12 protein-coding genes and 1 tRNA gene are annotated in these 10,987 nt (G+C 54.5%); 6 read left to right on the plus strand and 7 right to left on the minus strand.

The window, feature by feature from the left end; translation table 11 throughout:
- Nucleotides 1-3: 3 nt before the first annotated feature.
- Complete coding sequence (locus BKP64_RS04380) at nt 4-471, minus strand: peroxiredoxin (RefSeq protein WP_070966501.1); 468 nt, start codon at nt 469-471, stop codon at nt 4-6.
- Nucleotides 472-545: 74 nt separating this feature from the next.
- On the opposite strand from BKP64_RS04380, the gene dapA reads away from it, so the two are divergent.
- Genes dapA through BKP64_RS04405 form a run of 5 tightly spaced genes read left to right on the plus strand, consistent with a single transcriptional unit; the run spans nt 546 to nt 5,101 of the window.
- Entirely contained in the window at nt 546-1,424 is an 879-nt protein-coding gene (gene dapA / locus BKP64_RS04385) for a 4-hydroxy-tetrahydrodipicolinate synthase (protein WP_070966504.1), read from the plus strand.
- A 35-nt stretch (nt 1,425-1,459) separates the two neighbouring features.
- On the plus strand, nt 1,460-2,557 hold the full coding sequence (gene bamC, locus BKP64_RS04390; protein WP_070966507.1) for an outer membrane protein assembly factor BamC: 1,098 nt from the start codon (nt 1,460-1,462) through the stop codon (nt 2,555-2,557).
- 45 nt (nt 2,558-2,602) lie between these two features.
- Nucleotides 2,603-3,316, plus strand: a complete 714-nt coding sequence (purC, locus tag BKP64_RS04395) for a phosphoribosylaminoimidazolesuccinocarboxamide synthase (protein ID WP_070966511.1) — start codon at nt 2,603-2,605, stop codon at nt 3,314-3,316.
- Nucleotides 3,317-3,346: 30 nt separating this feature from the next.
- Nucleotides 3,347-4,081 (plus strand): TIGR04219 family outer membrane beta-barrel protein, encoded by a 735-nt coding sequence (locus tag BKP64_RS04400; protein ID WP_070966514.1) that lies wholly within the window; start codon nt 3,347-3,349, stop codon nt 4,079-4,081.
- A gap of 12 nt (nt 4,082-4,093) precedes the next feature.
- Entirely contained in the window at nt 4,094-5,101 is a 1,008-nt protein-coding gene (locus tag BKP64_RS04405) for an NAD-dependent epimerase (protein ID WP_070966517.1), read from the plus strand.
- 45 nt (nt 5,102-5,146) lie between these two features.
- Here BKP64_RS04405 and BKP64_RS04410 read toward each other — a convergent pair whose 3' ends face one another.
- From BKP64_RS04410 to BKP64_RS04440, 6 genes are all read right to left on the minus strand, one after another.
- A complete protein-coding gene (locus tag BKP64_RS04410) occupies nt 5,147-5,971 on the minus strand; it encodes an RluA family pseudouridine synthase (protein WP_070966520.1) in 825 nt (274 codons plus the stop codon).
- Nucleotides 5,972-6,050: 79 nt separating this feature from the next.
- Nucleotides 6,051-6,127: transfer RNA gene (locus tag BKP64_RS04415), tRNA-Val, on the minus strand.
- Between the two features lie 162 nt (nt 6,128-6,289).
- Nucleotides 6,290-7,066: a VWA domain-containing protein gene (locus BKP64_RS19380; RefSeq protein ID WP_070966523.1), complete on the minus strand. Its 777-nt coding sequence runs from the start codon at nt 7,064-7,066 to the stop codon at nt 6,290-6,292.
- Nucleotides 7,067-7,349: 283 nt separating this feature from the next.
- Entirely contained in the window at nt 7,350-8,300 is a 951-nt protein-coding gene (locus tag BKP64_RS04430; RefSeq protein ID WP_070966528.1) for a DMT family transporter, read from the minus strand.
- 151 nt (nt 8,301-8,451) lie between these two features.
- Nucleotides 8,452-9,069 carry a YceI family protein gene (locus tag BKP64_RS04435; RefSeq protein WP_070966531.1) on the minus strand — a complete coding sequence of 206 codons (618 nt, stop codon included), beginning with the start codon at nt 9,067-9,069 and terminating at the stop codon, nt 8,452-8,454.
- Nucleotides 9,056-9,790, minus strand: coding sequence for a CDP-alcohol phosphatidyltransferase family protein (locus BKP64_RS04440; RefSeq protein ID WP_070966534.1), 735 nt, complete (start codon nt 9,788-9,790; stop codon nt 9,056-9,058). The genes BKP64_RS04435 and BKP64_RS04440 overlap by 14 nt, the downstream gene beginning before the upstream one ends.
- Before the next feature lie 167 nt (nt 9,791-9,957).
- Between BKP64_RS04440 and BKP64_RS04445 the strand changes: the two genes are divergently transcribed.
- Nucleotides 9,958-10,965, plus strand: a complete 1,008-nt coding sequence (locus BKP64_RS04445) for a zinc-dependent alcohol dehydrogenase (RefSeq protein ID WP_070966537.1) — start codon at nt 9,958-9,960, stop codon at nt 10,963-10,965.
- Nucleotides 10,966-10,987: the final 22 nt, after the last annotated feature.

Raw genomic sequence — 10,987 nt, forward strand, 5'->3', positions numbered from 1 at the left:
GAATCAGAGCGCTTTGACGGCTTCCAGTACTTCGTCAGCGTGGCCTTTGACTTTGACGCCTCGCCACTCCTTGCGTAGCACGCCTTCCGAGTCAATCAGGAAGGTGCTGCGCTCGATGCCCAGGTGTTCTTTGCCATAGAGTTTCTTGAGTTTGATTACATCGAACAGCTTGCAGAGCGTTTCGTCCTTGTCTGAAATCAGGTGGAACGGAAACTCGTACTTTGCCTTGAAGTTCTCGTGCGCTTTCAGGCCGTCGCGGGAGACTCCAAAGATTTCAGTGTCCAGTTCGGCAAACTCTTTCATGCGGTCGCGAAAGTCCTGGCCTTCGGTTGTGCAGCCCGGTGTGTTGTCCTTCGGATAGAAATAGATCACGATATTCTGTCCCCGAAGGTCTGCCAGGCGAACGGTCTGGTCTCCGGTGGCAGGCACCTCGAAGTCCGGTACAGTTTTATTCAGTTCGACGGATGACATGACATCTCCTTTAATTCCCTTGTGTCAGTTCGTGCCCAACATTACCATATCGGTTTTATTCCGACGGAGCTTTTATGATTACGGGTAGCCTTGTCGCACTGGTCACACCCATGCATCCAAACGGTGACATTCACTGGGAAGAGCTGGACAGGTTGGTGGACTTTCATATTGAAAACGGCACGCACGGCATTGTCGCCGTGGGCACCACTGGTGAATCTGCAACTCTGGATCCTGACGAGCATTGTCAGGTGGTGGGCCACATTATCAAGCGTGTGAATGGCCGAATCCCGGTAATTGCGGGTACCGGCGGTAATAGCACTCGGGAAGCGATCGAGCTTACTACCGAGGCCCATAAGCTTGGCGCTGATGCCTGCTTGCTGGTGGTTCCGTACTACAACAAACCAACGCAGGAAGGTTTGTACCAGCACTTCAAGGCGATCGCAGAGGCGGTGCCGGGCATGAGCCAGATGCTTTATAACGTGCCAGGGCGGACCGCCTGTGACATGTTGAACGAAACCGTGCTCCGTCTTGCGGATATACCAAACATTGTTGCCATCAAGGATGCTACCGGTAATATCCCCCGGGGTGCCGAGCTGATTGAGGCGCTGGATGGCCGTCTGGCGGTGTATTCCGGTGATGATGCCACTGCGGCCGAGTTGATGCTGGCTGGCGCCAAAGGAAATGTTTCCGTAACGGCTAACGTTGCTCCCAAAGGCATGTCCCAGCTTTGTGAAGCCGCTATTTCCGGTGATCGTGAAGAGACTGAGCGCCTGAATGAGTTGCTGATGCCACTGAACCGCAAGCTGTTCCTTGAGGCTAACCCGATCCCGGTCAAGTGGGCATTGCATCGCATGGGCATGATCAGTGAGGGCATTCGCCTTCCGCTGACACCCCTGAGTGAAAAGTTCCACGGCGAAGTGGAAGACGCTCTTAAAGCCTCAGGTGTGCTCTGAGTTTGTTGAAACCATTTCTCATTCGGAGTAACCCGATGCCGGTTCTTCAAAGAACCCGTAGTACCCTGTTTCGCCAGTCCCTCACTCTCGCATCCGGGCTGCTGTTTTTGACAGCGATTTCCGGATGCGGTCTGATGGAAGACCGGTCTGAGCGCTATGTGAACGCAGACGAGGGCAAGCCCCTTGAGTTGCCCGAAAGTGCAGATGAATCCCGTTTCAGCCAGGCGATGCCCATTCGGGATGTCACAGCAGCTGACGCCAGCAAGATGTACCCGTCGGACATACCCCGCCCACCAGATATGACCTCGGAGATTCTTGAGGAAAATTACGTTATCGAAGAACTCGATGGTCGTGTCTGGTTGCTGGTAAATGAATTGCCGGGTCGTATCTGGCCCGTGGCCAATGCTTACATGGCAAATCGGGGACTGGGCGTCGCGTTCGACAGTCCGCAGCTGGGCCTCCTGCAAAGCGAGCTTGTGAACTTCAGCAAGCGTGCGCGGCAGCTGGTTGAGTTACCCGACGATCCAGGCGCCCGGGAGCCGGAAGTCGTCATTCAGGTTCGCATGGCGCCCGGTGTGAGGCGTAAGACAACGGAAATCCAGGTTCGTAAGCTGTCAGACGACAAGCAGCCGCAGGAGCTGATTCCCTGGTCTGGTATTACCGATCCGTCTCCGGATGCCCTGGCGCTTCAGAAACGGGTGCTCTCTGATATGGGGGAGTTCCTGAAAGCCAGAGAAGAAAACAAATCCTTCTCACGTGCTGCTTCTGGAATGGTCAGCGATCCACTGGTTAAGCTTGTGTCCGAAAACGAGGAAGCGGTGGCTATCCGAATGACGCTGGACTATGGCCGTTCCTGGGCGGAAGTAAGCCGCTCATTAACTGAGGCCAGCGTGGGTATAGTGGATCTGAATCGCAGTGAAGGCTGGTTCTACGTTGATTTCCGAACCGAAGATGAGCGCGAGTCAGGCTGGTTCGACTGGTTCAGTGACAAGGAAAAGCCGCAGCACACGCACACCATTACGCTTGAAGAGCGCGACGAAAGCGTCGTGATTAGTGCTGAGCGTATCGAAAGCTATGATGGCGATCACAGCGCGTCCGACCTGCTGACACAACTATTTGATTACCTATACTGATTAAGTGGGAATCGGTAAAACCGGCTTCCACCTCGGAGACCCCTAATGGAAAAGCGTGAAGAACTGTACGCAGGCAAGGCGAAATCGGTCTACAAGACGGATGATCCGGAACGATTTGTTCTGGTATTCCGTGATGACACCTCAGCGTTCGATGGCGAAAAAAAGGAACAGCTGAACCGCAAGGGCATGGTGAACAACAAGTTTAATGCCTTCATCATGGAGAAGCTGGAAGCTGCCGGAGTGCCAACTCATTTCGAGGGCCTGCTGTCTTCTACCGAGTCCCTCGTCAAAAAGCTGGATATGATTCCTGTGGAATGCGTGGTTCGCAATGTTTCTGCCGGTAGCCTATGCCGTCGGCTCGGCGTCGAAGAAGGCCAGGAGCTGAATCCGCCAACGTTCGAACTCTTCCTCAAGAACGATGAGCTGCATGACCCCATGGTGAACGAATCGCTTGCCGTCAGTTTTGGCTGGGCGAAGGCCGAAGAGCTCTCACGCATGAAAGAGCTTACTTACAAGGTGAACGATGTGTTGAAAGCCTTGTTTGACGAGGCCGGCATGCTGCTGGTGGATTACAAGCTGGAATTCGGTCGCAGTGACGGTGACATTGTTCTGGGGGATGAGTTCAGCCCCGACGGATGCCGGATCTGGGATAAGGAAACTCGCAAGAAAATGGATAAAGACCGGTTTCGTCAGGGGTTGGGTGACGTGATCGAGACCTATGAAGAAGTAGGGCGCCGGCTTGGTATCCAGTTCGACTGAAAGAGAAAGCCCCAAAACAAAAGGTGTTTTATGCGTAAACTGATGGCTGCTATCGGCGGTTCAATGATTCTGGCGGCGCCGCTGGCGCATGCCGATGTAGTGGGTCTGGGTGCCAGCGTTAGCTACTGGGACTCCGACCTCTCCGGCAAAGCTGCGGACAGCGGTGACGTGGTTGATGTCGAGAACGACCTTAATCTCGATAACGATTCCAACGTCAATGCGTCGCTGTACATCGAGCATCCGGTGCCCGTGCTGCCGAATGTGCGCCTGAACTACACTCTGGTAGAGCAGAGTGGTCGGGGTCGATTGAGTGCGGATTTTGGTGGCATCAATATCGGCAGTGATGTTCGCTCTGATCTGGATCTCGAACAACTGGACGTGACGCTGTACTACGAAGTTCTGGATAACTGGGTAAATCTCGATCTGGGGCTGACAGCCCGTGATCTCTCCGGCGATCTCCTCGTGCGGGAAGCGACAACAGGTGTGCCCGCCAGCGAAACCAGTGTCGACGCAGTGATTCCGATGGGGTATCTGGCTGCTCGTTTCGATCTGCCGCTGACGGGAGTTTCAGTCGGTGCTGATGGCAATTTTATCAGCTTCGATGGCGATTCCCTTTATGACTTCAATGCCTATGGACAGTATGAGATCGCAATGTTGCAGTTGCGGGCAGGCTATCGCCAGATGTCGATCGATTATGAAGATGGTAACGATCGCCTGGATGTGGATATCGATGGCCCCTTCATCAGCGCCGGTGTTGCGTTTTAAGGGGCCGAATACGTGAAGATTCTCGTGACCGGAACGGCCGGTTTCATTGGCTCCTATGTGGCCCACCGTCTGTTGGATCGGGGTGATGAGGTCATTGGTGTTGATAACGTCAATGACTATTATGATGTCAGCCTGAAAGAGGCACGCCTCGAGCGACTAACCTGCAAGCCCGGATTCACCGAGGTTCGTCAGGATATTGCGGATCGTGATGCTATGGCATCACTGTTCGCGGGACAGAAGCCGGACCGGGTGGTGCACCTTGCGGCGCAGGCGGGCGTTCGCTATTCCATTGAGAATCCTCATGCCTACGTTGACGCCAACCTTGTGGGGTTTATGAATATCCTGGAAGGTTGTCGTCATAACAACGTTGGTCATCTTGTATATGCCTCCAGCAGCTCCGTCTATGGTGCTAACGAAACCATGCCGTTCTCGGTGCATGATAACGTTGACCACCCCCTGAGCCTGTATGCGGCTTCCAAGAAGGCCAATGAGCTGATGGCCCACACCTACAGTCATCTTTATGACCTTCCAACCACGGGGCTTCGCTTCTTCACCGTCTATGGCCCATGGGGCCGGCCGGATATGGCGCTGTTCATTTTCACCAAAAAAATCCTCGCCGGTGAACCCATTGATGTTTTCAATCATGGCAAGCACAAGCGTGATTTCACCTACATTGATGACATCACCGAAGGTGTGATCCGTACGCTTGATCATGTAGCGGAGCCCAACTCCGAATGGAGCGGCCAGACTCCGGATCCAGGTACTGGTAAGGGGCCTTACCGCCTTTACAACATCGGCAGTAACAACCCCGTGGAGTTGTCCCGCTTTATCGAAATCATTGAAGAGCGGGTCGGGAAGAAGGCCGAGAAAAATCTTTTACCTCTGCAGCCAGGTGATGTACCGGCCACCTACGCCAATGTCGATGGCCTTATTGCAGATGTGGGCTATAAGCCCTCAACGACGGTCGAGGAGGGCATCGCAAGCTTTGTGGACTGGTACCGGGACTTCTACAAGGTCTGATTGCTCGAGGCGTCATACGAAAAGCCGGCATCGTTGCCGGCTTTTTTATGCCTGTTCTCCTGTCAGGTCGTCCAGGCGCTCGGGCAGTTCGAACGTCATTCGTCGCCGGCTGAGAGGGCAGTCGAATTCGAGCGCGTAAGCCAGTAGCTGCAGGGGAACCGGCGCCGGGTGGCCATAGAGTCGGTCACCAACTATGGGGTGCCCGAGTTCGGCCATGTGCTTTCGAATCTGGTGTTTCCGGCCCGTTTCGATGTTGACGGTTACAAGGGTGGTCTGGCTTTCTTTATCGATGCGCAGAGTGCTGACTCGGCTTTTTGCTGATTTACCATCAATCTGCGCATCAATAAGCCGGTCAGAGGCGTCAAGGCTTCCGGTTACCCTCGCCCGGTAGGTCTTGGTCATGGTCCGGCCCGAAAAGCACTGGGACAAAGCTCCGGCTGCTTTTGAGTCATGGGCAATCAGCATGAGGCCGGCGGCATCGGCATCGAGTCTGTGTATCAGGAAGCACTCTCGCCCCCGCTCAACTTCGGCATAGCGCAACAGGCTGCAGTGATCCCCCCACTGGGAGCCCTGTGCAAGCATGCCATGGGGTTTGAACCAGACCGAATAGCGGCCACGGTCATCAAGCAGTTCGGCGGGCTCTGGGCTGCGGGCGAGCACGACATCGTCGTAAAACAACTGCAGACGGGTTCCGGCCCTGACCTCCCGCTTTGCTTTTCGGAGCCTGACTTGTTTGCCCTTGTGGGTCCACCAGCACGCCCCTTTGTTCATGGCGTCCTTGATGCGCTGCTTAGGCAGGCCGGAGGCTTCGGCCAGGGCATCAACTGCGATTGCAGGGTGGTCGAGTGTCAGGTCAGTGGTGCTTCGCACGGGCGGCTCCGGAAAGTGGCCGGACATAAAAAAAGCCAGTTCTTACGTATCCCGTAAGCAACTGACTTTCTAGCAGGAATGGTAGGACCACCCAGATTCGAACTGGGGACCTCTACCATGTCAAGGTAGCGCTCTAACCAACTGAGCTATGGTCCTGTGTCCTGCAACGGGGACGCAATATACTGATTCTCCCGTTTCTGGTCAACCACTTTTGTTAAGCGGCTTTTCAGTTCTTTGTGCAGGCCATGAGAAAGGCGCTAAACCACAGAGAAGAGCAAAGAAGCAGACGGGGCTAACTGGCCCCGTCTTTACCAAAGTTTAAGCGCTTGCTTTGGATTTGCTTCTGCGCAGTCTGAATGCAAGCCCTCCCAAGGCCAGACCCAGGAGACCGAGTGAGCCAGGTTCGGGGACCTGAGTCGGCTGACAGGCTGGATCATTCGGGTTCAGGTCACAGAAATCCAGTGTTTCCTGAAGCTTCTTGTTGGCAAAGTCTGTAACGAAGTTCTGGACAATCGTTTGGTCCGTTGTATTGAACTGATTCAGGTCGAAAATGGATCCACTGTGGTTGGCGATCAGGTCGTCATATGATGCGATTGTGGAACTGCCTCTTAGAACACCGTTGTACAGAGCATTATTGCTAGTGAGGATGCCATCCAGAATGGACTCGGATACGGCTGAGCCCCCGACGGTGCCGAAGCTTGTGATGTCGCCATTACTGGGTTCATCCGTCAGAATAATGATATTCTTGACGGCGTTGGACCGGAATGAAAAAAGATCCGTCTGGCCATCCAGTTCGTTCAGGGCAAATGCTGTAGCGGTGTAGCCAGGCTCAGTGCCGCCGGAGGCGACCAATCCATTTGCCGCAGTGGCAAAACCCGCCGCATTGGTAAAATCTGTTATTTGTCGCGGCACTACGCTGCCATTGCCGTAACCCACCAAGCCATATTGGGCGTCCACCTGGCCCGTTCCTGTAAGGATGCTGGCGAACAGTCCAATGTTGGTTCTGAGGTTGGCCTGCACATTTCCCATAGATCCGGATTCGTCGACAACGAATACGATGTCACTGAGAATCGCAGAGTGTACCGGGGCTGCCATGATAGAGGCCCCGACTATTAGCCCGGAAAATAATTTCTTCAGGTTCATGATAGTGATCTCTTCCAAATTGAGTGTATGGCAGGAATCTTGCCGTACTTCAATATCGGGGAAACCCGCCCCCGAGCCGAAAATCAGCTCTGTGTTTCTCAAGCATGATACGTGCCCGCATGTTGTGGGCTTCAATTTAAGCTTAAAAAACAGAGTATTAGGGGGTAGGAAAATTCCCAGGAAGGATTTCTTGAAGAAAGTGTATAGTTTCCTGACGGTTGCTAGTAAACCCTGATTACCCGGTTTTCCGGTTTCGCATCCAGGTCTTGAGAGCTTTACTCAAAACGCCCCAACGATTAACAACCAGGGCGGCGAATATCAGCCCACATCCTCCCAACTGCATCGGGCTCATGGTTTCGCCAAACCAACCGGCAGCAAACAAGGCTACCCATACCGGCTCCAGAACGAGAATGACCACACCATGGCTATGGGCGGAAAGACTCTGGGCATAGGTCTGTGTCAGGAAACGTCCCGCAGTGCCAATGACAGCACTGCCCAGAACCCACCAGATCAGCACGGGATTTGGCTCGGTGAACGCTTTCTGCCAGGGTTCAAGAATTGCTGATTCCGCGAGCGTGACCAGACCGACGGTCAGCAGCGCCAACGCGGTAAGGGGTAGCGCAGGTACCCGCTTTTTTTCGATGGTCTCACCCCGGCGATTGGTAATCGTCCTCTGGTTTGCAGCACGGGTGTTGAGGGTAAAATACAGAGCGAAAATCGAAGCCGCGGTAACGAAGAAAAGCTGTCCGGGTTCCGGCTGAAAGCCGTTCTTTAGCGATAACAATGCAAGTCCGGCCACGGCGATGGGGATAGCCAGCCAGGTACTTGGTGGCTGCTCTTCCTTGAATACCGCTCTTGCGATGATGGGAACAATTACCACTCCCAGGCTGGTGAGAAATGCCCCTTCGCCCATGCTCGTGCCATGGAACAGGCCCATAACCCAGAAGCTCATAGCCACCCCGAATACGAGGCCCACGCCAAGGCTTCGCCGGATCTGATCGCCACTGAGCCGCATCAGTGGCCGCCAGGCTACGATCGCCAGCAACGTGCCGGCGATCAGAAAGCGCACTCCCATGAACAGGAGGGGAGGCATTAGCAGAATTGCTTCCTTCGAAAATATCCAGCTGATGGCGGCCAGCAGCGTAACGGCAACGAGAAGCAGATCGGATTTGTGAGCATCGGACATTGTGTAGCCGCCTAACCATCAGCCGTGAGTCGGGAAAGCGGAACAATGTATAGTTTGCGAACTAAAAAAGAAAGAGGGGTAAAACTACAGAGGGGTGGGCGGCTCGTCTGTGAGCCGCCGTCAGAAAATCGCGGAAAACTGAAAATCCAGGTCAGAACCAGCCGGAGTCCTTGTTCGCCTCGAAGCCAAATTTGAGTGAAACCTCGTCGCCCACCAGAGCCGGGTCAAGACCATAAGTCATTCCCCAGGTACTCCGTTTCAGCGATGTAGTTGCGGTTATACCGAGGGTGTAATCTTCATGCCCAATTGGATAAACCGCAGCCTTGTTGAGTGTTACATCAAGCTCAACAGGGTGGGTCTGACCCAGCATGCTCAGATCACCGGTTACTGTCCCGGTGTTTTCACCGGTTGTTTCAAACGCGGTTATGGTGAAGGTGATTTCCGGGAATTTTCCGGAATGGAGAAAATCATCCTTCCTCAGGTGTTCGTCACGCTTTGTGTGGTTGGTGAAGACACTGTCGCTCTTGAACACCAATTCACCCAAGGAAAGCTCCCTGGTTTCCTCGTCATACACGAATTGACCCTCAACTTCTCTGAATAGGCCCATGACCGGAGCGTACCCGATATGCATGATTTCGAACGCCATGGAGAAGTGTTCATCATCAACAGTAAACTTGGTCGGTTCTGCATGGGCCAGGGGCGAGATGGCCAAAGAGGAAGAAAGACACGCCCAAGCCAGTGGCGAGAGCGCAGCGCTAGACCGTTTCATGGTAAAAACTCCTTTGGTAAAGCCAGCGAACATCCACAAAGAATGACCAGGCAAGCAGCACGAGTGCTATTGCCAGAGTTGCACTGGCGAACAGGGGGGGGACTGGTGGCACAATCGCCACCATCAGTGTCACAACCTGCCAGACACACACGGTTTTTCGTCGGAAACTGTCTGGCAGGGGCTGGTCGAGCCACGCCCGGGAGAGCGTGGCGATAACGAATGCATAGCGCATGAGCCCAAGTGCTATTACCCAAATTCCGGCTCTCTCAAGCGCGATGACGGCGATGCAGAGCCCGAGGATAAGCAGGGCATCGAGTTCCATATCAAATCGTGCACCGAAGGTCGTCCGGGAATCGGTTTTTCGGGCAATGCTTCCGTCGACCCCGTCAAGAATGAGCGCGACCAACGCCACTATGCTGTAAAGCCAGAGCCCTGGTCCAAGTTGCCCGGCATACGGGGCGATGGCAAAGAGCGATATAATCATCGCTCCGCGAAGAAGCGTGACCCTGTTTGCCCAACCAAAATCACGACCCGTTGGCCAGTATTTCAGCACACAGCCAGAGAGGGCGGCGTAAAGGCCACCAGCGAGGTAAAGCAGAGAATCAGGCAAGGCCCAGAAAAAGACCGCACCCAGGCAAAGAAAAGCTGTAAGGGTCAGGCCCCAGACCAAATCCAGTGAGGGTGGGACGCCGATTGATCCTGAATTTTCGTTAGGATCCATAAACAAACTCCAGCGTATAGCATTGGCAATGCGGTGCTACTGCGTCGGGAGCACAACGTCTATAGTGTGCTTACCCTGACATATTTACGAGCGCTTGCCGCGGTCGGACTCTCCTGCCTGAGAGCAGTATGTGAGTCGAAATACCTTCGAGACACTGGGAGAGATTTTTGAGTCGCGATTCTCTTGATAATAGCAGCGTAAATAACTCCGAGGCCTGGTGGATTACCGGGCAAGGCAAGGGGGACATTCTGGCTGCGCCGGTTGATGCGTGCCCTCCCGGTTTTGACGGGGACGCTGTGACGGTCGAAACCCTCTTTTCCGGTGTTAGTCGAGGGACCGAATCACTGGTCTTCCAGGGCCAGGTCCCCGAAAGTGAATACGGTCGCATGCGGGCGCCGTTCCAGCAGGGCAGTTTTCCGTTTCCGGTAAAATACGGCTATGCCAACGTGGGAAGGGTCGTGGCGGGTCCGGCCCATTTCCAGGGTAATGCCGTGTTTTGTCTGTTTCCACATCAGGCCCGCTATCGGGTTCCTGCTGAAGCCGTAGCATGCCTTCCTGAGGGGCTTCCGCCGGCGCGGGCTGTTCTGGCCGCGAATATGGAAACCGCTATCAACGGATTGTGGGATGGTGGGCCGGGCATTGGCGACCGGATTGCGGTTGTTGGGCTTGGGGTCGTGGGTCTGCTGGTGGCTTGGCTTGCAAACCGGATACCGGGAACCCGTGTCACCGCTGTTGATATTAATCCAGACCGCAGGGCGGTTGCTGAGCGCCTTGGGCTGACGTTTGCGTCGACCGTCGAACAGGATGATCACGACCTGGTATTTCACGCCAGCGGCCACGCTTCCGGCCTGAACACGGCACTTGAGCTGGCAGGCCCGGAATCGGTGATCGTGGAAATGAGCTGGTACGGAGAGGCCGTGGTTGAGGTGCCTCTTGGCAAGGCTTTTCATTCACGCCGTTTAACCATCAGATCCAGCCAGGTCGGACAGATCTCGCCGTTGCGACAGCCCCGATGGAATTATCAGAAGCGAATGGAACTTGCACTTGATTTGCTTCGGGACGATACCCTGGATGCATTGATCAGTGGTAAAACCCGGTTCGGAGAAATGCCCGAAACGATGTCAAAAATCCTGACAGATGGCTCTCATACCCTATGCCATCGAATTGTTTACTGACTCTCAACCATTGCCCGAGGAG

The organism is Marinobacter salinus, assembly GCF_001854125.1.
Lineage (GTDB): Bacteria > Pseudomonadota > Gammaproteobacteria > Pseudomonadales > Oleiphilaceae > Marinobacter > Marinobacter salinus.

What these genes read in the sequence shown, in the direction of transcription:
- BKP64_RS19380 (WP_070966523.1), bottom strand. Translation starts at nt 7,066, where the DNA reads ATGGCAGCCCCGGTACACTCTGCGATTCTCAGTGACATCGTATTCGTT.
- BKP64_RS04380 (WP_070966501.1), bottom strand. Translation starts at nt 471, where the DNA reads ATGTCATCCGTCGAACTGAATAAAACTGTACCGGACTTCGAGGTGCCT.
- bamC (WP_070966507.1), top strand. Translation starts at nt 1,460, where the DNA reads ATGCCGGTTCTTCAAAGAACCCGTAGTACCCTGTTTCGCCAGTCCCTC.
- BKP64_RS04440 (WP_070966534.1), bottom strand. Translation starts at nt 9,790, where the DNA reads ATGGATCCTAACGAAAATTCAGGATCAATCGGCGTCCCACCCTCACTG.
- BKP64_RS04430 (WP_070966528.1), bottom strand. Translation starts at nt 8,300, where the DNA reads ATGTCCGATGCTCACAAATCCGATCTGCTTCTCGTTGCCGTTACGCTG.
- purC (WP_070966511.1), top strand. Translation starts at nt 2,603, where the DNA reads ATGGAAAAGCGTGAAGAACTGTACGCAGGCAAGGCGAAATCGGTCTAC.
- dapA (WP_070966504.1), top strand. Translation starts at nt 546, where the DNA reads ATGATTACGGGTAGCCTTGTCGCACTGGTCACACCCATGCATCCAAAC.
- BKP64_RS04435 (WP_070966531.1), bottom strand. Translation starts at nt 9,069, where the DNA reads ATGAAACGGTCTAGCGCTGCGCTCTCGCCACTGGCTTGGGCGTGTCTT.
- BKP64_RS04400 (WP_070966514.1), top strand. Translation starts at nt 3,347, where the DNA reads ATGCGTAAACTGATGGCTGCTATCGGCGGTTCAATGATTCTGGCGGCG.